We start from the raw sequence: 21,428 nt of genomic DNA on the forward strand, positions 1-21,428 counted from the left end.
CACTTGGACCATCGGCCTGGACGGGCCGCCGTCAAAGCGCGGGGGCTTCGCCATTAGTAATACGGACGGACTCTGAACACTCTACGTCCGGAGCTTTGAGATAGCCCGAGACGGCCCCCACGGACACCGCCATTCGCTTAGCGATGGCTCGCACGCTCAGGCCTTCGCGTCTGAGGGCCTGCGCCTGCGCCTGCTTAGCGTTGGCAGCCTCAAGGTAGGTTTCTCGGTCTACAGAACCGGCAGCTCGCCTCCGAAGCTCATGGCGCCTCCTATCGCGCTCAGCAGCCTCGACCCGACTGACTATAGTCTTGAGCTGGCGTTGTTCGTCGGCAGTGATCCCGAACAAGTTGATAAGGGTATCATTCTTCGGCGTGTACAGCGGCGCGTAGTCCTTGCCACCAAAGCTAACCTTCTCCCCGGCCTCATAGGCTTTGGCCTTGCTGAACAGGGTCATAAGCTCTTTCGAGCGGCTATTCCACTGCGGATCAAGTTCGCGGGCCAGCGCGGCCGCTTCGTGGTACATCTGCTTGCTGTTGGTCGCCCCGGACAGCAGCAGGAAATTCAATCGCCAAAACAGGTGCTGCATGCGGCTGCCTTCACCGACACCACCGCGCAGCTCGGCCAGCTTGCGCAGGTCTTCCAGCCGATCCCACGCGAGCTGTCGGCCGGAAAACCCGCGCAGATTGTCAGCTTTGCTGCCGGGCACCAAAAGGAAAGGCTTTCTCGTTGCGCGCTGTTCGGCCTGTTTCTGTTGCTCCTGCCGTTGCTGCTCGATAGTCCATCGGGCTGCCGGTAGCAGGGCCTCGGCCAGATACTCGAAGTTGTAGCGGATCGGTTGGCCATCGTGGCCGCTCTGGACATGAACCACGCGGCAGACTTCGCCGCTCTTGCTGTTGACCGTCTCGACGGTGCGCAGCACGCGGCTGGCATCCTTGGCCATCGGGTCGGCCCCGACGTGCGCGAGGCGATCCACAAGGTAGCGTTGGCAGGCGTTCCAGCGGGGCAGGGCCTGTCGTGGAATCGTGCCATCCAGCAGCCACTTGGCCTGAATGCCCCGGCCGCTGTAGATCAGCACCGACGGCGGCGGCAAGCCCTCTTCGGCGCAGAAGTATAGGACCGACGCGGCCAGTTGATCAGGCGTACGCCCCGTTAGTCCGGGCACGCGATAGGTGTCGAGGTCGGTGAACAGCAGACCAAGTCGCAGGAGATTAACGACTCGTCTATTGGGTCGGATGAACTCTGCTTGGGACATCCACGTGTCACGTTCTTTGTCCAACAAACTGAGCACTTTTGGCATATCAGTCAAACGATGAGAAGACTGGCGCTTTTCACCTCGGGAGTCGACGAGCAACGAAAAAAAACCGGCTCTGGCCCTATCGTGGTACATCTGCGCTTCGTCCTGAGAACTTAAAAGCGCAAGCTGTGAACTTACGCTATTCAGCTGTACCAGAGCGCTTGCAGTGTCTGAGTAAGGACACGATATCGACCTTGTCTCAGGCCTGACCCTCACCGCTCAGACTGCCATTCCTGGCCTAGGAGCGGGGCCAGACTCCCTGCACGTATCAATCCACTCCTCTACCTCGGCCAAATCCCACACGACCTTGCGGCTACTCACCGTAATGCGACGTGGGAATTTGCCCTTCATTTCAAAGTTATAGATCGTGCGCTCACATAGCGGGATCATCGCCAGTAGCGTCTTTTTGTCGATGAGTTTTTTGCTCGAAGAATTCATAGCTAGGCCCTACCAGTCACAAAGAATGTGTGCCTGATCGTGCCTTTAGGTGCCTATTGCTTCGACAGAATGATTGGCTATAATGGTTGACATGAAAAAAAAGACGGAAATAGCTATTTGGGAGGGTTGTGACACAACCGTTTCAGAGGCAATAGAACGGTTCAGCGATCATTGGAGCCCCTACTCAACAGCATCGAAGCGCTTTCCAATAGCCCGACTGATCGAAGAGCAAATCGACCAGGCTGTAGCGGTTTACGCCGAAGGACTTCCTGCGCGTTACTTAGGACACATACCGGGAGCCGGGACAGGTGTGTCGTTCAGCGGAATCATGACGCTGGTGGGACTTCCCGCCATGGCCCGTCTACAGCGCCAACTGCTACGAACCTTTGTTATGACCCATGACCAACAGTCCGAGAATGATCGCTGCTTTATTGCGACGCTCGAGACACTGATAGAACTGGTGATGGCATGTGACCGTAAAAAACCTGCAAGCAAAGATGTGCGCGGTTTGAATGGTCAGCGTTTGAAGGGATTTTGTAGATTTTGTGGCGCAACAGCAGAACTAACGTCCGTCACCGATGAAGGCCACCAGCGCGATAGCAATGACAAGCTTCGCCTTAGCAACCTTTACTGCACAACCCATCGTCCGAAGACTCATGATGGAAGCTGGAACCCGGCTTACAGACAAGCAAAAAGATCCGTGGTGCAGTTCGACCTCGAACTAGCGAGACTGAGTAGACAATGCGCTATGCGTGCTGAACCGCAGGCGAAATCAGGTGACGAACTCGTCGACGCGTATATCTTTCGATACATGCTTAGCCAAACGCTGCACCTTGCGGACGAAGCAGAGTTAAGAAACCTCGCTCGGCTAATGGTAGACATGAAGCTGACAGACAGGAGAAAGCAAATCCTTGTACTGAAAAAACTCGGCTTCAATCAGTCAGATATCGCTCGCCGACTGGAGATCGAGCGTCAAGCAGTATCGAAAGCTCTTCGTTCAGTTCCTGATTTTTTTCTATTTTCGCCAGAGTGAGCGCACCAGCTCAGTAATGTCACGCACTTAAGCATACACTTGCATTCGAGGCGAGCCGTCACCTGCGCTCGGCCTAATAAATCCTTTGCATAACTTTCCCAAACTACCTTGCCGCAGATTTTTACTCATCTTCTTGAAAATCTAACTTGAGGTTGAGCTTGCTTTGGTAGACACCAATTCTTTTCTTAGCTCGCTCAATTACGTCGCTGAAATGCAATATCTCAAAGTAGGTCTCACCCAACTTTACCCCACTTTCGGGGTCATTAAGAGAGCTCGATTGAAACCATCCGTTACCCATTGGGAATTTAGTCCAGCTACCAATTACTCGAAGCGGATTTACACTATCACCTATGAGGTATCCATAAAACTTCTTCAGCTTTCCGCCTGACTTTGCATTGAGGAGGTAAGCATACTCTTGAAGATCACCGATATGCTCATCCATCTTGACGCCAGGTGCTTTAAACTCCACTATGATAGCCGACCCTTCCTTGCTGAATATTGCAATGTCAGGCCGCTTTCCACTGTTTTCGCCTGAACGTCTCTCAAGTATCTCCTGAATTCCCTTGTCAACATCTGCTGAAAATATTTTGCTTCCATCATCCCAAGTTAGCTTCGAGAGCGGAAGATCTGAAGCGATATAGTCGTAATAATGATACTCTTCGTTCAAAAGCCAGATGTCGTGGTCGGAGACCTCTGAGCTGTCTTTCCGCATTGGGAAGAAGATACTATGAATTATTCGCTCGTCCTTGCGACGTGCATCACTATCAATATTTTGCATCGCCAACCCTTTCTTGCATGCCAGCTCGAGTATCTGGACGATAGCGGCACGTCGAACGATGACTTGGGATAAATTCGCCATATCGATATTTTTTAATGAGGCAGTATATTTCCACGAAAGCTCATTAATCTTCTCCCTAAAGCCTTCGGAGTCAGGCGCTGACTGAGTAATTTCGTCCTTAAGAGTCATGATCTCGGCGGTTTCATTAATGACTCGCTCTTGGTATTTCTTTAAGACTCGCTCGGCAACAGCCAGAGGTGTATCTCCATAGACGATGCGTGTTGATGTATCTCTCAGCATGTCTTCGCTAATCCCAAACTGATTTGAAGTCAGTTTAATTACCGACTCTTTTTTCCAATCTGCAGGGGTTGCCATTCTTTGAATGACAGGATCTATCGCTTCGTAAATGGCGGCGTATGAAATCCCTTCAGGTGAAAACATACCGCCTGGCGTATACTCGGAGGCGATATACTCAAAATCATCCCGCTGCTCATTGACGCGCAGGTCAAGATATTCGCTTTCGATGAGGATGATGTGATGGTAATCGCCAACTGGGTTGTTTTGCTCGCTTTTAGTGCGCAGGTATCTTGACGTAATATCTTTGACTGGGGAGGACTTGGCACATAGTGCGATAGAGTTTTTAGGAAGATCGTATTGCCTTGCGTCGAGTTTATAGTGAGAAATTTTAAAATTTTGAGGATCAGCCACGCACTCGCCAGTTTCTGGATCGTACTCTTTGGCTGTTACTGTTTCTACAATTGTGACGCTCGGTAGATCGGACCGCTTCAGAGTAGAGTTTTGAGCTTCTTCCTTCCAATGCTGGCTGCTGAACTTAATTTCAAAATCACCTAAACTGCTGTCAAGGCTGATTAACCGTTGAAGGAATGTTACAAGGAAATTTTTCTTCAAAGCTGACGCTGAGAAGAGAGAGCTTAATTCATCACCACGCATGATCTTGGCATGCACAAACGGCTTGAGTTTCTTCAGAGTGATACGCGTCCCGGCCCGAGCCTTGGTACTTGGAGCCGAACTGAAGTTATCGGCATCAATCTGCTTTTGAGGTTCCAGGTAGTGAAGTTTTCTCTCGGTGAACGCGTTCCCATCCGGGTAGTCGCTCTCAAGTAAAAGCTCTGAGAAATGATGAAAAAACTGGATCCGACCCGCACCCTTACACTGACCAATCCCTGAAATTGACAGGTCATCTTTATAGGATGTGTCCTTAGTTAGAAAGGCCTTAAGCTGTTCGTCTCCCAAGCCGCAGCCATTATCTTGGCAGGAGACACTCATATCTTCCTGGTTCTCATCCAGCCCGGCGGGGACGAATTTCACCTCAAGCTCAACCTGCATATCGGGAGCGTGTGGATCCATAGATTTACGGATTAGATAAGAGTCTATTGCGTTAGAGATGAGCTCTTCAAACACGACATACGGATTGGTGCTAAGCTTGGTATTTTTTATGCTTCCCCGGATGTCAAGTGTCATGGTTATCCCTACAATAAATTTTTAAGTATCAGGCTAACCTTCAAGGCTGCCGCATATTTATATCAATTTCTTTGCAATATGGCATTTTTTGAAGAGTCATACCGGCTAGCACCGCGCCTCATACGAGCCTCCGATGAGCTCAACGGCATGCCTGCTTCTGGCCGTTGGCTGCCGGATATGGATGGCTGCTTTCGCCCCTTAACCATGCGTGCGACTGCTCATGGCGATGTAAGCGGTTGTCCAGCACCGACGAAAACCATGTCTAATGCTGGGCAGTTCCCCATCAAGCGATTAGCTAAAACGAGTGACAGCCATGAGCTACCCATTTATTTTCCGAGGTTTCTTGAGCGTCCACTCATCAATCATATCGGCCCAATCCTGCAACATCGCACGACGCTGATCCCGGTATTCGGCCTTGTTGTAAACGGCGCGCACGCCTTTCTGCTCGTGCGCAAGACACTTCTCGATCCAATCGGAATTGTAGCCCGCCTCGTGCAACAGCGTGCTGGCCGTGCGTCGCAGGTCGTGGGGACCGAACTTGCCTAGTGGCACCCCTTCCTTTTGGGCAAGGCGATAGGTGAGTGTCAGTACCTGGTTGATCGTGGCGGCACTCATTGGCAAATCGGAGTCGTAGCGTGACGGCAGGATGTACTCAGAACCTCCGGCCAAGGTCTTCAACGCAATGAAGAAATCTAATGCCTGCCGGGACAGAAACACCAAATGAGGGTTTCGGCGCTTCATCCGCTCTTTGGGGATTGTCCACAGCGCCTCACTGAAGTTGATCTCGCTCCATGTCGCGTTGGTTAATTCGCTTTTACGCACCATCGTGAGCAGCAGGAGTTTAGCTGCGGCACGAACCGATGTCGCTGTCCCGATCCGGTCCATGTACTGGTACATCAGCGCAATTTCATCAGGCGTCAATGCTCGGTCGCGTGGCTCGAATTTAGCAATGCTGGCAGACCTTACTAGATCCGCTGGGTTTTCAACCTTCTGACCACGCTCAATGGCCCAACGGAAAACCTGCAGCACGATCTCACGCGAGTGGACGGCGGTTGCAGGCGCACCCCGCTCTACTATCGCGTCAGTCAACGCTCGCAGGTCCTCATGGTTTATTTCTACCAGCTTCTGATTGCCAAACTTCAGCTTCAACTCGCGCTCATAGACTGATCGGCGCATGTCTCGTGTCGAGTCCGCCATCTGGTAGCCGCGTAGCCATTTTTCAGCCCAAGCATCAAAAGTCTCAGCGCCCTTCGTGCGGGCCTTCGCACGTGCTTTTTCCTTAGCTGGAGACTTGCCAGCGGCGACCATCTTCTTCGCCTCCCCTAGCCGTTCGCGAGCCTCTGCCAGAGTGATCCCGCCTGAGCCATAACGACCGAAGGTGATGGTCTCCTGCCGGCCATTGATGGAGTAGTTGTAGCGAAAGGAGATCGAGCCAGCTTTAGTGACGGCTACGTACAAGCCGTCACGGTCAATAACCTTGTAAAGCTTGTCCTGGGGCTTGAGATTTCGAAGCTTGGTATCGGTGAGCATGGCGTCCACTATTTCTACGAAAAAATACCATGCCCTGAAAAGCGCGGAAAAATTGGGGCCATCCCCAGTAAAACCGGGCCTTTAGGCTAGCTCGATACCATGCCAACCCTGAGGCAAAGGGCATGGTATTGAGCGTCATGCATGGCATTGGATACAGTCAGTACCCCGTACCATGCCACATAAACACCGTGCTTGGCGATGCAAAACGCTACCTGTATTTGCCAGACCCAAAAACTCAAAAGCCCGCAATTACGCGGGCTCTAGGGCATTTTTTGCTAGATCGTGCAGGACAATGCCTGACGTGGGATCATTCCCACTCAATCGTCGCCGGCGGCTTGCTCGACACGTCATAAGTCACGCGGGAAATACCTTCGATCTCGTTGATAATCCGGCCGCTGACCGTCTCCAGCAGTTCGTAAGGCAGGTGTGCCCAACGCGCTGTCATGAAGTCGATCGTCTCTACGGCACGCAACGCAACAACCCATGCGTAACGACGACCATCGCCTACAACGCCAACCGATTTCACCGGCTGGAACACCACGAACGCCTGGCTGACCTTGTGGTACCAGTCGGCCTTGCGCAGTTCTTCGATGAAGATGTGGTCGGCGCGACGCAGCAGGTCGGCGTATTCCTTCTTCACTTCACCCAGGATACGCACGCCCAGGCCAGGGCCTGGGAATGGGTGGCGGTAGACCATGTCGTACGGCAGGCCCAGTTCCAGGCCCAGACGGCGGACTTCGTCCTTGAACAGTTCGCGCAGCGGTTCTACCAGCTTGAGGTTCATCTCCTCAGGCAGGCCGCCCACGTTGTGGTGGGACTTGATCACGTGGGCCTTGCCGCTCTTGGCGCCGGCCGACTCGATCACGTCGGGGTAGATGGTGCCCTGGGCGAGGTATTTGATGTTGTCCAGTTTGTTGGACTCGGCATCGAACACGTCGATGAAGGTGCGACCAATGATCTTGCGCTTCTTCTCCGGGTCGGACTCGCCGGCCAGGTTGTTGAGGAACTGGTCCTCAGCGTTGGCGCGGATCACCTTGACGCCCATGTTCTCGGCGAACATGGCCATCACTTGCTCACCTTCGTGCAGGCGCAGCAGGCCGTTGTCGACGAATACGCAGGTCAGCTGGTCGCCAATGGCCTTGTGCAGCAAGGCGGCCACAACCGAGGAGTCAACGCCGCCGGACAGGCCAAGCAATACGTTGTCAGTGCCGACCTGGGCGCGCACTTGGGCGATGGCGTCTTCAGCAATTTTCGACGGGGTCCACAGGGCTTCACACTCGCAGATGTCGAGGATGAAACGCGACAGGATGCGCCCGCCTTGCTTGGTATGGGTCACTTCCGGGTGGAACTGCACCCCGTAGTAGCGACGCTCATCGCTGAACATGCCGGCAATCGGGCAGCTCGGGGTGCTGGCCAGGATGTGGAAGTCTTCCGGCATCTTGGTGACCTTGTCACCGTGGCTCATCCACACGTCGAGGCCGAACAGGCCGTCGGCGTCGATGTGGTCTTCGATGCCATCCAGCAGGCGGCTCTTGCCGACCACGTCGACACGGGCATAACCGAATTCACGCAGCTCGGAGCCTTCTACCTTGCCGCCCAGTTGCTCGGCCATGGTCTGCATGCCGTAGCAGATGCCGAATACCGGCACACCCAGGTCGAATACCGCTTGCGGGCAGCGCGGGCTATTGGCTTCGTGCACGGACTCGGGGCCACCGGCGAGAATGACGCCTTTGGGTGCGAATTCGCGGATCGCTTCATCGTCCATGTCGAACGGATGCAGTTCGCAGTACACGCCGATTTCACGCACGCGGCGGGCGATCAGCTGGGTGTACTGGGAACCGAAGTCGAGGATCAGGATGCGGTGGGCGTGAATGTCGAGGGCCATGAAAGAAACTCTGAAGAGCAGTTGCAAGCTTCAAGCTGCAAGCTGCAAGTAATCGGAAGCCGCGCGGTAGCTGTACGAACACAGCCCCGCTTGCAGCTTATAACTTGTGGCTTTTAGCTGTCGGCGTCAGCCGACCCGATAGTTTGGCGCTTCCTTGGTGATCTGCACGTCGTGGACATGGGATTCAGCCATGCCGGCGCCGGTGATCCGTACGAACTCTGGCTTGGTGCGCATTTCTTCGATGTTGGCGCTGCCGGTGTAGCCCATCGAGGAACGCAGGCCGCCCATCAGTTGATGGATGATCGCGCTCAGGGTGCCTTTGTACGGCACACGGCCTTCGATGCCTTCCGGTACGAGCTTCTCGGCGCCTGCCGAAGAGTCCTGGAAATAACGGTCGGAAGAGCCTTGCGCCTGGGACATGGCGCCCAGCGAACCCATGCCACGGTAAGCCTTGTACGAACGGCCCTGGAACAGTTCGATCTCGCCCGGCGCTTCTTCGGTACCGGCGAACATCGAGCCCATCATCACGCAGGAGGCACCGGCTACGATGGCCTTGGACAGGTCACCGGAGAAACGGATGCCACCGTCGGCGATCAAGGGTACGCCAGTGCCTTCAAGGGCAGCGGCGACGTTGGCGATGGCGCTGATCTGCGGCACGCCCACACCGGCGACGATACGCGTGGTGCAGATGGAGCCTGGGCCGATACCGACCTTGACTGCATCGGCGCCAGCTTCGGCCAGGGCCTTGGCGGCAGCGCCGGTGGCGATGTTGCCGCCGATCACCTGCACTTCAGGGAAGTTCTGCTTGACCCAACGCACGCGGTCGATCACGCCTTTGGAGTGGCCGTGGGCGGTGTCGACCACTACCACGTCAACACCGGCAGCGACCAGCGCCGAGACGCGATCACCGGTGTCTTTACCGGTACCGACAGCAGCGCCAACGCGCAGACGACCTTGGTCATCCTTGCTGGCCAGTGGGTAAGCCTTGGCTTTTTCGATGTCGTTGACGGTCATCATGCCTTTGAGGGCGAATTTGTCGTCGACGATCAGCACGCGCTCGATGCGGTGCTTGTGCAGCAGTTCGCGCACATCGTTCTTGTCGGCGCCTTCCTTGACGGTGACGAGGCGCTCTTTAGGCGTCATCACTTCACGGACGGTGACTTCAAGACGGTTCTCGAAACGCACGTCACGGGAAGTGACGATGCCGACCAGGTCGCCATCGTGCAGCACCGGGACGCCGGAGATGTTGTGCATACGCGTGAGTTCGAACAGGTCACGCACGGTGGCGTCAGCTTCGATGGTGATCGGATCTTTCACCACGCCGGCTTCGTAACGCTTGACCTTGCGCACTTCGGCAGCTTGCTGCTCGATGGTCATGTTCTTGTGGATGATGCCGATGCCGCCTTCCTGAGCCATGGCAATGGCCAGACGGGCTTCGGTGACGGTGTCCATGGCAGCGGAAACCAGGGGAATATTCAGCTCGATGCCACGGGTTAGGCGGGTCTTGAGACTGACTTCGTTAGGAAGCACCTCGGAATAACCGGGCACTAGGAGAATGTCGTCGAATGTCAGAGCTTCTTGGCTGATACGCAGCATCGCGGGGGCTCCCGAGCGGGAAAATGGAAGCGCGCCATTATATACATGCACCCTGCCGGGCTCAATGTAAAACTCTGACAAACTTGGTAATACTGATAGATGGGTAATTTCATCGCCCCGATCATTCCCATGCTCCGCGTGGGAATGCCTCTGGTGACGCTCCGCGTCGCCTTGGGGCAGGATTCAAAATCTCCGACAACAACGGGACGCGGAGCGTCCCATGCGGCGTTGCCCACGCGGGAGCGTGGGAACGATCGTGTTCGGCAAAAAGTTACAGTTCGACTTTGACCCAGCTCATTTTTTGATCGAGCCAATCGGCAAACTCGTCGATAAAGCTCTGTTTGAAGCCCGCCTCCGCCCAGTTGTTGAAAATGAATCCCAGGTTGGAAAACCCGCATTCCTGCAGGAACAGAAAGCCATTGATGTCGTCTTCATGCCCACATAGCGGGCAGGTGAAGTTATCGGTGTGGCCAGGCATCCAGTCTTCCAGGCTTTCAAACAGCGCCTCGCCGACTTCCTTTAGGCACTCCGGGCAGCCAGCTTCTTCGAGGAACCCCTTGGCCGGCGTGTAGATGCAACGCTTGTAGATGATCTCCAGGCCATTGACCGGCTCGTTGAACGGCAGCGCTTCGGGGTGCAGCACCACCGCGCGGGCACCATCGGCCAGGGCGTAGCCCATGCGGTTGCCGGTACGCCCGCAAGTGGTGAGCTCTTCCTTGATGATGTTCTTGCGCACCAGCCAGCGCACAATCGCCCGGGCGCGGGGTTCGTGGACCGGCAAGGTGGAGATTTTCGGGACAAGGATGCTTTGGGAGTTCATGGGAGTCCTGCGGTGTGGCTATTGGCGCCATCGCGGGCAAGCCCGGCTCCCACAGGTGATCGCATTCCAATGTGGGAGCCGGGCTTGCCCGCGATGACGCCCGGGAGGACGGCAGCTTAATCCCTGAAAAAATCAGGTCAAGTACTCAAATACCGTCCGATCAACGCAATACCGCTGGCCAATACCAGCCAGGTCACCAACCGCACGAACGCCTCACGGGACAGCCGCATCGTCAGCCTGCGCCCACACCACAACCCCAGGGCCATCGCCGGCAACAGGCAAACCGCCAACATCAATAACGGCAAATCTGCATACACCCCGGCAATCAGGAACAGACTCAAACGCACGACCGTGCTGCAACTGATCAGCGCGCTTTGCGTAGCCCGCGCAGCGTCCTTGGGCAAACGGCTGTTCAGGTAAATCGCATATAAGAAGCCGCCACTGCCGAATAGCGCCCCAAACAGGCCGCCAACGGTGCCCATGGGAATCGACCAGCCCGCCGTCAACTGAGTCGGCCTTGCTTTCACCGCCAGGCTGTAAATCGCGTAGGCGCTGATAAACAGCCCCATCAATAACAGCAACAGGTCCGAATGCAGGTTGAGCAAAAACACCACGCCCAGGGTGCAGCCGATGGCCATGCAGGGCAGCAACCGCAACAGTTCCGGCTTGTTCACATCGCGCCGTGTTCGCAGCAGGCCGCCAAACGCAGCGACAAAGTCCAGAAGCACCAGCAACGGGATGATCTTCGACAGCGGCATGAATAAAATCAGGATCGGCCCCGCCACCAGCGCCGTGCCGAATCCGGCAACGCCGAACACGATATAAGCCACCGTCACGCCCAGGCCGATCACCAGCCAATCAATACCGCCGAAAGTCCCCTGGCTCATCAGCTCAACCGGGCTCATGACTTATTCCTTCTATTGAGATGCCGTTCACTTTAGCCATCGGCAAGGGTTGCGACTAATATCTTCCAAGCTCACTACTCATCTCAAAAAGGCATGACTCTTGATCTCCACCCGGCAACTGCGTTATTTCGTCGAAATCGCCGACAGCGGTAGCTTCAGTGCTGCCGCCGAGCGCCTGTTCGTGGCGCAATCAGCCTTGAGCCGGCAGATCAAGGAGCTTGAATCTCAACTGCATACCCCACTGTTCGAACGCACTGCACGCCAGCCAAGGCTGACGGCCGCCGGCGAAGCCTTCTACCCACGGGCGCGCAACCTGCTGAGTGAGTTGCTCAAGGCCAGCGACCTGGCGACACAAGTGGGCCAGGGCCAGCTCGGCACCTTGCGCCTGAGCCATTCGAGCACCGTGCCGATGAGCGGCGCGTTACTGCAAGGCATCAGCACGTGGCTGGAGCGCTGCCCGGGTGTGTCGATGGATATCGTCAAACTCTCCTCCGAAGCCCAACTGGAGGAAATCGCCGAGGGGCGCCTGGACGTCGGCCTGCTGCGGTTGCCGGTGTTGCGCCAGCGCGAAGGCGTGCGCGTGGTGCCTTGGTACACCGAGCCGTTGGCGCTGGCAGTGCCTGCGGGTCATCCCTTGGCACGCGGCAACGCAGCGGTCGAGTTAATGCAACTCAAGGATGAGGCGTTTATTTCAATCCCCCACCCTCAGCGCGGCGGGCTGAGCTATCTGTCGGCTGAATTGTGCATGCGTGCAGGTTTTTTCCCCAAGGCGGCGCGGGTAATGTCGCGCAAGACCACGCAGTTGCAATTGATCCAGGCCGGTTTCGGGATTGCCCTGTTACCAAAATCCATGCAGGACATCGCCCCGCCCAACGTGCAATTTTTGCCCTTGGCCGACCCTGACTGCGACAGCACGGTAGCCCTGGCCTGCGCGCAAGCGCCGAACGCGCTGGTGGAGCAATTCTGTCAAACCCTGCACGAATGCCTATAAACTGCCGCCCATGATTAAAGATCCTTTTGCCCGCTTGGGCCTGGACCGCGAAGTCCTGACTGTCAGCCAACTCAACGGCCGCGCGCGGGTGTTGCTGGAAGACGTGTTCACCAATATCTGGGTGGAAGGCGAGATCTCCAACCTCGCCCGCCCGGCCTCCGGCCATGTGTATTTCACGCTCAAGGACAGTGGCGCCCAGGTGCGTTGCGCGCTGTTTCGCAATAACGCGGCGCGGGTACGTCAGGCGTTGAAGGATGGCCTGGCGGTGAAGGTGCGCGGCAAGGTCTCGTTGTTCGAGGGCCGCGGCGATTACCAACTGATCCTCGATACCGTGGAGCCGGCCGGTGATGGTGCGCTACGCCTGGCCTTCGACGCACTGAAGGAAAAGCTGAGCGCCGAAGGCCTGTTCAGTGCCGAACGCAAAGTGGCGCTGCCGGCGCATCCTCGGCGCATCGGTATTATCAGCTCGCCCACCGGCGCGGTAATTCGCGACATCATCAGCGTATTCCGCCGCCGCGCGCCGAACGTTGAACTGACCCTGATCCCTACTGCCGTGCAAGGCCGCGAAGCAATCCCGCAGATCGTGCGGGCGCTGAAACTCGCCGACGCCCGGGGTTTCGACGCGCTGATCCTGGCCCGTGGCGGTGGCTCCCTGGAAGACTTGTGGTGCTTCAACGAAGAGGTGGTGGCCCGCGCAATTGATGCCTGCGTTACCCCTATCGTCAGTGCCGTTGGTCATGAAACCGATGTGTCCATCAGCGACTTCGTGGCGGATGTCCGCGCCCCTACTCCCTCCGCCGCCGCCGAGTTGCTGGCTCCCGACGCCAGCCATCTGGTGCGTCAAGTGGAAAACCTGCAGCGCCGCCTGGTGATGCTGATGCGCAACCGCCTGAGCCACAGCCGCCTGCGCCTGGAAGGCATGGCCCGGCGCCTGCGTCACCCGGGCGAGCGCTTGCGCCAGCAGGCCCAGCGCCTGGATGACCTGGACATGCGCTTGCGCCGCGCCTTTGAGCGTAGCCTCAATACCCGTCGCGAGCGCTTGATCCGCCTGGAAACCCGCCTCGCCGGCCAGCACCCCGGCCGTCAACTGGCACTCTTGCGCCAGCGCCTGAACAGCCTCGCCGAACGCCTGCCCCGCGCCATGCGTGAAGGTCTCAAGGCTCGGCGTCTGCAACTGCAGAGCCAAGTGCAGACATTGCAGGTAGTCAGCCCGCTGGCGACCCTGGGCCGCGGCTACAGCATCCTGTTGGACGAGCGCGGCCAGGCGATTCGCAATGCCGCACAAACCCACACCGGCCAGCGCCTCACCGCGCGCCTGGGTGAAGGCCAATTGCAAGTGCGGGTGGAAGACAACCACCTGACACCCGTCACCCTTTCATTATTGGATTGATCGATGCCACGCCTACTGAGCCTGTTGATACTGTTGTGCCTCACATTTAACGCCCACGCCGACAGTTACATCACGCGAACCCTGAACAAACCGGTGCCAGGCGGCGTGGCCGTCGTCGAACTGGGCCCTTCGGCCACGGCGCCGAAAGCCACCTACCAGGGCAAGCCGGTGCTGGTGGTCAAGGAGCAGGACAACTGGCTGGCGATTGTCGGTATCCCGTTAACGGTCAAGCCTGGCAACGAGCGCATCAGCAGCGGTGGGCGCAACCTGCCGTTTATCGTCGGTTACAAGAAGTATCCGGAACAGCGCATCACTTTGAAGAACAAGAGCCAGGTCAACCCTGACCCGGCCCAGCTCAAGCGCATCGAAGGCGAACTGGCAGTGCAGCTCAAGGCTTACCGCAGCTTCAGCCCGAACCTGCCTAGCAACCTGGTGCTGGATAAACCGGTGAACGGGCCGCTTTCGAGCAAATTCGGGGTGCGCCGCTTCTTCAACGGTGAAGAACGCAACCCGCATTCGGGCCTGGATTTCGCCGTACCGGCCGGCACACCGATCAAGACACCCGCCAATGGCAAGGTGATTCTGGTCGGCAATTACTTCTTCAACGGCAATACCGTGTTTGTCGACCATGGCCAGGGCTTTATCAGCATGTTCTGCCATATGTCGAAGATCGATGTGAAGGTGGGTCAGCCACTGGTGCGCGGTGCGGTAGTCGGCAAAGTCGGCTCGACAGGCCGGGCCACCGGGCCGCATATGCACTGGAACGTCAGCCTGAACGATGCACGGGTAGATCCGGCGATTTTTATCGGCGCGTTTCAACCCTGAATACCGTGGCCGTGAGGGGCGTCAGTGATTTCCTGCGCTGGCGCCTGATCTGCCGGAGGTTCGCTGCAATGCATTGTGATCTTCTTACACTTTTGCGATGAACCATCCGACACCCGAGACTCACTCAACCAGCGATTTACACGGACGTAATGAGCAGGACCTGAGCATTGGAGATCAAATTCCCATGAGACTCTTTCCATGTCACTTACCCCAGCACTGTCAGAGCGACATTCGCAAAACCTCCTGACCTCATCTCACGCCTCACCCGGTACCCCCCCGACCAGCCCGCCTACACCACCCGCAACTCTGCAACAACCTGCATCAGCCCCCTTGCCCGCCGCCGCCAATTACGCCCCCGATGACCCGCCTACTCCCGCCTCGTCAGGTATAACCCCGGCGAAAATGCGATACCCGCAGTTGGTGAAGCATTTCAAACCCAGCAATGAAACACAGTTCACCGCTGAACACGCGTTGCTGACCGAAGACAAGCAACGCCTGCATAGCCAGCAACCCGGCTTCAAGGCCTTTGTACAGTCGCAACTTGAGGAGGCCTTCCCCGCGATCAGGCCGCTGAATCCGGACATGTTCAGTTTCAATCGCTACAGAGTGGGCGATGGACGCGAATCACTGGCCTCTTCAGAGCCCCTGATGGCTGCACTGGCCAGGATGATCCGCGACATCCAGGCCAACCCGAATGCGTTGATGCGCCCGGAGCGAGGCATAAGCACTGAATTCACTTATCGACGAACCATTGCCGACATGGCGGTACCGGCCTTTACCGAAGGCACGCTGCAATCCATTGCTCGCAGCATTGCCACGCAATACCCGCAGGCGCTTGAAGAATACTGGAGCACACCGCGGCCGGTGGAAAATCAGCCGACGCTCCAGATGCCGCCGCAAGAGCAACTGTTGTTCCTGCACAAAAAACAGCTGTCGATCCTCGCCTCACTGCGCCTGAGCGATGGCACCCTGAGCGCGACCAGCAAAGACCTGATCGACTCCGCGTTGCGCTACCCCACCCTGCAAGACCGGGAAAAACGCTTCACCGACGGTGATCGCTTAGGGGTGTACCCCGTCACTGTGGATGACCAAACGGAACATGGCGCGATGCTGCCAGGGGCCTTTCTCATCACCCGAAAAGACGGCTCCTATGCTACGCCGCCCACCTGGCCGAATGGGCGCGCACTTGCGCTCAACGATGACAATGGCCCCGTCGTGATGTACACGCCCAGCGAAGGTTTCGAGGAATTCGCAACCCCGGCCCAGGCACGCCAGGCTTTGGCCAGCCGCCTGGACCAGGGCGGTGTCGAGGCCAAGTTGCTCCTGCAAGGCCTGCCCCCCGCTCTGCAAAACAGGCCCGACCCCATTACCGGAAAAGATCTGATGTCCAGTGTCGAGCCATCGGCCGGGGATGTGTTGGCGCAATCCATCCCCTGGATGCTCAAACGCCAGCGGGCAGACATTAATACCCACCTGAGCACAGCATTGGCGCCAGGCAAAACCGTCAACCCTCTTCTCGACAGTGCCACATTGGAAGGTATCGATAATGCGGCCGACTGGTCGTACCTCACCGATGGCACCAACGCCATGCTGGCCCGGGACGCCAAACTGACCGACAAACTCCAACCCGAATGGTTGAAGAATCTAAGCCCCTTTCAAGAAGCCTTGTTTTTGCACTTGGACAAGGCGCAGGAACGGAGCCTGGATGCGCTGACGCCCCTGCTTGAAAAAATCCCCGCGCTGAACGCCTTCGCCCGTGACCGCCTGAATGCAGCCATCAAGCAGCGATACCCGGCAGCAGAAATCGATGCGGATCAACTCATGGTGCAGGTCCACACCCGCACCGCCATCCACGGCGGCAGAGGGACTGGCCAACCCCTCTATTCGAAACAAGACGCGGTGTCCCTGACCGACTTGGCGCTGAAGAATCCCAGTGGCTTCCCTGCCGTCGAAAGAGGTGTATACACCGATGAGAAAATGACCTTGCCTCTGCGCGACAAGCACGGCAAGCCCGTACGAGACCTGAGCGGCAAGCCGGTTACCCTGGATACCGACGATCTCAAGGCACTGGTCAATACCGCCGATGTCGGTGGCGAATACACCAAACTGCTCAAACAGGAAATGGCCCCAGATGCCCAATCGGGGAGCGCTGTGCACTTGCGCACAGCGTGGAAAGCTCATCTGGCAGACGCGATGGACAAAGAGGCGTTTCTGGCAGAACTCAGCCCCGACGCCTATACGGAACTGGCCAGCGACAACATCCATAAACGCGCGGCGCAGTGGGCGGATGCGGTACTGACTCACCCCGACCCGGCCACCCGCCCTCAAGTCGATGGGAAAACCATCGTCGCCAACAGCCTGCTGCACAGGGGGCTAGCGGTGCAGGGCGTGATGGTGATCGGCAACCAGACAGATCCATCGCTGGTGCTGTACACCCCCAAGGCTCCCGACGGCATTACTTATCGCGAAGTCGCGGACCACAAGGCCCTCGACACCCTCCTGGAGAAAAAAGAGTGGGCAACCTATATCGCGCAAAGAAAATCACCCGTCAGTAAAGATGAGGTCGATCAGTTCAAGGGAGCGCTTAAAGAAGCTGCGTACAGCCCAACGAAATTGATGTCCCCCGAGCTGGCGGTCTCGTCGATCAAGCTACTGGGAGGCGCCACTCGCCTTGAGCCCATAAAAGGTGATTTCCAAGACCATCTGTACAAGCAACACGTACAGATGGCGATCGACCGAGCGGACCACCAGTCCGTAAGCAGTGCGGAGGTCGCACGGCAATCGCTCAAGAACAAAATCGAGTTCGGCATTGAAGTGGCATTGATCTTTACCGACCTGATACCAGTGGCTGGCAAAGGCGTGTCTGCGGGTTTTCGTCTGGGCAAAGCCGGCATCAGCGCACTGCGCGCCAACAGCAGAGTGTTGCCGCACCTGATCAAAAGACCCGGCCTGGGACGGGCGATCTACAGTGATTTCACCCTGTCTGCGGCGGGTATCTCCAATGTTCGCGCGGCCCCCCTACGCCCGGTATTCAAGTCGTCGACGGCGACAGGCGCGATTACCCCGCGCCCAGGGCCAAGAGCACTGCCTGCGCCCGTCAGCCCAGTGCCGGCACGACCCTTAGCCAGCACCGGCAACACTATCGCTGGCTCACGCACGCCCAACGACGCCGTCATTCCCGAGCGCGACTTGAGTGCGTACGCCAGGCCTGGCGATATGATCAACGGCCGGACGCTAAGGAGTGACGGTACCTATAACGTTGGCGACGAGTGGTTCATCCGATTTACCGACAGTACCCGCGTGAGCAGGGTTTATCAGATCGATTCAGCCTTTCACGCTCGCAGTGGCTGGGTCAATATCATCGACCCGAACGTCCCAGCAACTGCGCCCAAAAGCAGCAGAATCGTCGCCTCTGTACAACATGCGGGCAACGGTGAATGGCGCCTGAATCAACTGCCCGGTGGAGCCCCCACGCCGACACCGGGAGCTTCGACGACAGGCGCCGAGGCCCCTGCCCGACCAGCGTTACCAGACGCCGAGTATTTCAGCCTCAACAGAGGGCGGCTGGTCGAAGCAGACTTCACCCCGAAAACCCTGCCACTGGCCAGGTATTGGTTCAGGCGGGATTTGTATAACTTCTACAAGAACATGCTCACTCAAGGCCAGATGCCGCCGCGCCCGTCCCGGCTGGAGCTCGCACCCGGCACCTCGCCGGCCGACCTGTTGCGTAAGGCCTACGAAATCACTGATGTGGTGGTACTGGGCGAGCGCCATAACGAAATCGCCAGTTTCCAGATGCTCAAAGAGAATATGCAGGCCCTCAAAGAGTCGGGGGTTACCACGTTTTATATTGAAGGTGTCGAAACCAATGCCGCGGGCCAGCTCATGGATGTGGGCATGGGTGGCCACCGTCCTCAAGGCGCGTCTCCCACGCTCTCGGAACTGGTTCAACTTGCCAGTGACAATGGAATCACCGTCAAACCCTTGGAACACCACTACTTGACCCGCCGATCGGATATGCCCGATTTCTACAAGTACGTTGGGGACAACGACAACGGCATTACGCGCCTGCAAGAATTCAATTACTTCGCGACCCGTATCTTGGAAACACGCAAGCCGGGCGAAAAAGTACTCGCCTTGGTAGGCCGGGCCCATATGAACACAGCCCGAAACGTTCCAGGTCTGGCGGAACTCACTGGAGGGGTGGGCATAGGCGTTTACCCGGACAAAGCATTCAACAAGAGTGTTGCCATCAGCGGCCCGTCAATCCCAAGGGATCCCGGGGCCAACGTCACGGATAGCTTTACGGCAGGGGATTATCAGATCTTCCATAAAGTGATTTGAGTAATCACCGTCGTGCGTTGTTTGCGCGATGGTGAGCCCTTCACTGCCGCATGCGGCGCCACGGGAAAACCTCATCACCAAAATTGCGCCACCACCTACAGCAGCGCAACAGTATGAAGAAAACAAGACACTGCTAGCAATAAATATTCATAAAGCTTGTTTTATACAGAAAATCTATCAATTTTTCCTGACCACCTTGCCATCTCACTTGGCCACGGTTAGGGTTGGGCTTATGAAAACCTCTCACACCCTCATTCAGCTCCGCCAGCACCGCAGCCTGTGCCTTGTCAGCGCACGACTGCCAGGCTGAATCGATCTGCCTCGCCCTCAGTTTTATCCCCAATAACAGTTCCACGGCAGGCCGCCTTTTCTCGGCCCCTACAACCAAGGATTTCCCGATGAGCATGCTCAAAGACCCGTCTTCGAAGTACCGCGCGTTCCCCACCATCGACATTCCGGACCGTACCTGGCCGTCGAAAACCATCACCCAAGCGCCTATCTGGTGCAGCTCCGACCTGCGTGATGGCAACCAGTCGCTGATCGAGCCGATGGACGCGGTGAAAAAGCTGCGCTTCTGGAAGACCCTGGTGGCCGTTGGCGTGAAGGAAATCGAAGCCTCGTTCCCGGCCGCGTCGCAAACCGACTTCGACTTCGTGCGCACCCTGATCGAAGACAACCACATCCCCGAGGACACCACCATCCAGGTGCTGACCCAGGGCCGTGAAGACTTGATCGCACGCACCTTCGAATCCCTGCGCGGCGCGAAGAAAGCCATTGTGCACTTGTACAATGCCACCTCGCCGTCGTTCCGCCGCATCGTGTTCAACCAGGACAAGGACGGCGTCAAGGCCATCGCGGTCAACGCCGCCAAGCTGTTCGTCAAATACGCCGCCCAGCAGCCGGAAACCCAGTGGACCTTCGAATATTCCCCAGAGACCTTCAGCGCCACTGAGCTGGAGTTCGCCAAGGAAGTCTGCGACGCGGTGATCGAGGTGTGGAACCCGACGCCTGAGCACAAGATGATCCTCAACCTGCCAGCCACCGTCGAGTGCGCCACGCCGAATATCTATGCCGACCAGATCGAGTGGTTCGGTCGCCATATCAACCGTCGCGACAGCGTGATTATCAGCCTGCACACCCACAACGACCGTGGCACTGGCGTGGCGGCCACCGAGCTGGGCCTGATGGCCGGCGCCGACCGTGTGGAAGGCTGCCTGTTCGGCAACGGCGAGCGCACCGGTAACGTCGACTTGGTCACCGTGGCACTGAACATGTACACCCAGGGCCTGGACCCGCAGTTGGACTTCTCGGACATTGACGGCGTGCGCAAAGTGGTCGAGGAATGCAACCAGATCCAGGTGCACCCACGTCACCCGTATGTCGGCGACCTGGTGCATACCGCATTCTCCGGTTCCCACCAGGACGCGATCCGCAAAGGTTTCTCCCAGCAGAAAGACGATGCGCTGTGGGAAGTGCCGTACTTGCCGATCGACCCGGCCGATATTGGCCGCAGCTACGAGGCGGTGATCCGCGTGAACAGCCAGTCGGGCAAAGGCGGTATCGCCTACCTGCTGGAGCAGGAATACGACATCAGCTTGCCGCGTCGCATGCAGATCGAGTTCAGCCAGGTGGTGCAGGCCGAAACCGACCGCGTGGGCCTGGAGATGACCGCGCCACAGATCTACGCCTTGCTGCAGCGTGAATACCTGCAAGCCAACACGCCGTACGCGTTGGTCAGCCACCGCCTGCAGGAAGAGAATGGCAACAGCTTTGTCGAGGTGGAAGTCTCCGGCAAAGGCCAGGGCGAAACCAACCTGCATTGGAAGGGCAAAGGCAACGGTGCGCTGGAAGCCTTGGTGGCCGGCCTGCCGATTGGCGTGGAGATCATGGACTACAACGAGCACGCGATTGGTGCGGGTACCAATGCCAAGGCGGCGGCCTATATTGAACTGCGCGTGAACGGCGAACGCCCGGTGCATGGTGTGGGGATCGATGAAAACATTACTACCGCCAGCTTCAAGGCGCTGTTCAGTGCGCTGAACCGTTCGTTGAGCCAGCAGGAAGCCAAAGCGGCGTAAGCATTGCCGTAATGCAAAAGGCCCCTGGGTGAGAATCCA

15 protein-coding genes are annotated in these 21,428 nt (G+C 57.4%); 6 read left to right on the plus strand and 9 right to left on the minus strand.

Features of this window, described 5'->3' with window-relative positions; translation table 11 throughout:
- Nucleotides 1-31 precede the first annotated feature (31 nt).
- Both HBO10_RS15635 and HBO10_RS15640 read right to left on the minus strand, forming a co-directional pair.
- On the minus strand, nucleotides 32-1,387 hold the full coding sequence (locus HBO10_RS15635) for a replication protein (RefSeq protein WP_169922027.1): 1,356 nt from the start codon (nucleotides 1,385-1,387) through the stop codon (nucleotides 32-34).
- 126 nt (nucleotides 1,388-1,513) lie between these two features.
- On the minus strand, nucleotides 1,514-1,732 hold the full coding sequence (locus HBO10_RS15640; RefSeq protein WP_169922028.1) for an AlpA family phage regulatory protein: 219 nt from the start codon (nucleotides 1,730-1,732) through the stop codon (nucleotides 1,514-1,516).
- Between the two features lie 82 nt (nucleotides 1,733-1,814).
- On the opposite strand from HBO10_RS15640, the gene HBO10_RS15645 reads away from it, so the two are divergent.
- Nucleotides 1,815-2,765, plus strand: a complete 951-nt coding sequence (locus HBO10_RS15645; protein ID WP_169922029.1) for a LuxR family transcriptional regulator — start codon at nucleotides 1,815-1,817, stop codon at nucleotides 2,763-2,765.
- Between the two features lie 121 nt (nucleotides 2,766-2,886).
- On the opposite strand, the gene HBO10_RS15650 is transcribed toward HBO10_RS15645, so the two are convergent.
- The 6 genes from HBO10_RS15650 to HBO10_RS15675 all read right to left on the minus strand — a co-directional run bounded on the left by HBO10_RS15650 (nucleotide 2,887) and on the right by HBO10_RS15675 (nucleotide 11,761).
- Nucleotides 2,887-5,025 carry a hypothetical protein gene (locus tag HBO10_RS15650; RefSeq protein WP_169922030.1) on the minus strand — a complete coding sequence of 713 codons (2,139 nt, stop codon included), beginning with the start codon at nucleotides 5,023-5,025 and terminating at the stop codon, nucleotides 2,887-2,889.
- A gap of 318 nt (nucleotides 5,026-5,343) precedes the next feature.
- Nucleotides 5,344-6,555, minus strand: coding sequence for a site-specific integrase (locus tag HBO10_RS15655; protein ID WP_169922031.1), 1,212 nt, complete (start codon nucleotides 6,553-6,555; stop codon nucleotides 5,344-5,346).
- A gap of 307 nt (nucleotides 6,556-6,862) precedes the next feature.
- On the minus strand, nucleotides 6,863-8,440 hold the full coding sequence (gene guaA / locus HBO10_RS15660; RefSeq protein WP_014719806.1) for a glutamine-hydrolyzing GMP synthase: 1,578 nt from the start codon (nucleotides 8,438-8,440) through the stop codon (nucleotides 6,863-6,865).
- A 126-nt stretch (nucleotides 8,441-8,566) separates the two neighbouring features.
- Nucleotides 8,567-10,036, minus strand: coding sequence for an IMP dehydrogenase (gene guaB, locus HBO10_RS15665; protein ID WP_034128014.1), 1,470 nt, complete (start codon nucleotides 10,034-10,036; stop codon nucleotides 8,567-8,569).
- Nucleotides 10,037-10,307: 271 nt separating this feature from the next.
- Nucleotides 10,308-10,856, minus strand: a complete 549-nt coding sequence (locus tag HBO10_RS15670) for a hypothetical protein (protein ID WP_005791157.1) — start codon at nucleotides 10,854-10,856, stop codon at nucleotides 10,308-10,310.
- 137 nt (nucleotides 10,857-10,993) lie between these two features.
- The gene (locus HBO10_RS15675; RefSeq protein ID WP_034128015.1) at nucleotides 10,994-11,761 is read right to left on the minus strand and encodes a sulfite exporter TauE/SafE family protein; all 768 of its coding nucleotides are present in this window, start codon (nucleotides 11,759-11,761) and stop codon (nucleotides 10,994-10,996) included.
- Nucleotides 11,762-11,861: 100 nt separating this feature from the next.
- Here HBO10_RS15675 and HBO10_RS15680 point away from each other — a divergent pair, with 100 nt between their 5' ends.
- The 4 genes from HBO10_RS15680 (at nucleotide 11,862) to HBO10_RS15695 (ending at nucleotide 19,311) form a co-directional block, all read left to right on the plus strand.
- Nucleotides 11,862-12,752, plus strand: a complete 891-nt coding sequence (locus HBO10_RS15680) for a LysR family transcriptional regulator (protein WP_034128016.1) — start codon at nucleotides 11,862-11,864, stop codon at nucleotides 12,750-12,752.
- Between the two features lie 10 nt (nucleotides 12,753-12,762).
- Nucleotides 12,763-14,142, plus strand: coding sequence for an exodeoxyribonuclease VII large subunit (gene xseA, locus HBO10_RS15685; RefSeq protein WP_034128017.1), 1,380 nt, complete (start codon nucleotides 12,763-12,765; stop codon nucleotides 14,140-14,142).
- A 3-nt stretch (nucleotides 14,143-14,145) separates the two neighbouring features.
- Nucleotides 14,146-14,967: a M23 family metallopeptidase gene (locus HBO10_RS15690; RefSeq protein WP_034128018.1), complete on the plus strand. Its 822-nt coding sequence runs from the start codon at nucleotides 14,146-14,148 to the stop codon at nucleotides 14,965-14,967.
- A gap of 402 nt (nucleotides 14,968-15,369) precedes the next feature.
- Nucleotides 15,370-19,311 (plus strand): membrane-targeted effector domain-containing toxin, encoded by a 3,942-nt coding sequence (locus tag HBO10_RS15695; RefSeq protein WP_178112611.1) that lies wholly within the window; start codon nucleotides 15,370-15,372, stop codon nucleotides 19,309-19,311.
- A 133-nt stretch (nucleotides 19,312-19,444) separates the two neighbouring features.
- Here HBO10_RS15695 and HBO10_RS31355 read toward each other — a convergent pair whose 3' ends face one another.
- Nucleotides 19,445-19,666: a hypothetical protein gene (locus HBO10_RS31355; protein ID WP_229999534.1), complete on the minus strand. Its 222-nt coding sequence runs from the start codon at nucleotides 19,664-19,666 to the stop codon at nucleotides 19,445-19,447.
- A gap of 43 nt (nucleotides 19,667-19,709) precedes the next feature.
- Between HBO10_RS31355 and leuA the strand changes: the two genes are divergently transcribed.
- On the plus strand, nucleotides 19,710-21,389 hold the full coding sequence (leuA, locus tag HBO10_RS15705; RefSeq protein ID WP_034128019.1) for a 2-isopropylmalate synthase: 1,680 nt from the start codon (nucleotides 19,710-19,712) through the stop codon (nucleotides 21,387-21,389).
- The last annotated feature ends 39 nt before the right edge of the window (nucleotides 21,390-21,428 follow it).

It is taken from the genome of Pseudomonas sp. WS 5503, assembly GCF_012985385.1.
GTDB classification, from domain to species: Bacteria; Pseudomonadota; Gammaproteobacteria; order Pseudomonadales; family Pseudomonadaceae; genus Aquipseudomonas; species Aquipseudomonas paracarnis.

Bases quoted from the DNA above. Each gene is read 5' to 3' on its own strand.
- HBO10_RS15690 (WP_034128018.1), top strand. From the start codon at position 14,146: ATGCCACGCCTACTGAGCCTGTTGATACTGTTGTGCCTCACATTTAAC.
- HBO10_RS15695 (WP_178112611.1), top strand. From the start codon at position 15,370: ATGCGATACCCGCAGTTGGTGAAGCATTTCAAACCCAGCAATGAAACA.
- guaA (WP_014719806.1), bottom strand. From the start codon at position 8,440: ATGGCCCTCGACATTCACGCCCACCGCATCCTGATCCTCGACTTCGGT.
- HBO10_RS15645 (WP_169922029.1), top strand. From the start codon at position 1,815: ATGGTTGACATGAAAAAAAAGACGGAAATAGCTATTTGGGAGGGTTGT.
- HBO10_RS15675 (WP_034128015.1), bottom strand. From the start codon at position 11,761: ATGAGCCCGGTTGAGCTGATGAGCCAGGGGACTTTCGGCGGTATTGAT.
- leuA (WP_034128019.1), top strand. From the start codon at position 19,710: ATGAGCATGCTCAAAGACCCGTCTTCGAAGTACCGCGCGTTCCCCACC.
- HBO10_RS15640 (WP_169922028.1), bottom strand. From the start codon at position 1,732: ATGAATTCTTCGAGCAAAAAACTCATCGACAAAAAGACGCTACTGGCG.
- xseA (WP_034128017.1), top strand. From the start codon at position 12,763: ATGATTAAAGATCCTTTTGCCCGCTTGGGCCTGGACCGCGAAGTCCTG.
- HBO10_RS15650 (WP_169922030.1), bottom strand. From the start codon at position 5,025: ATGACACTTGACATCCGGGGAAGCATAAAAAATACCAAGCTTAGCACC.
- HBO10_RS15655 (WP_169922031.1), bottom strand. From the start codon at position 6,555: ATGCTCACCGATACCAAGCTTCGAAATCTCAAGCCCCAGGACAAGCTT.
- HBO10_RS15670 (WP_005791157.1), bottom strand. From the start codon at position 10,856: ATGAACTCCCAAAGCATCCTTGTCCCGAAAATCTCCACCTTGCCGGTC.
- guaB (WP_034128014.1), bottom strand. From the start codon at position 10,036: ATGCTGCGTATCAGCCAAGAAGCTCTGACATTCGACGACATTCTCCTA.
- HBO10_RS15635 (WP_169922027.1), bottom strand. From the start codon at position 1,387: ATGTACCACGATAGGGCCAGAGCCGGTTTTTTTTCGTTGCTCGTCGAC.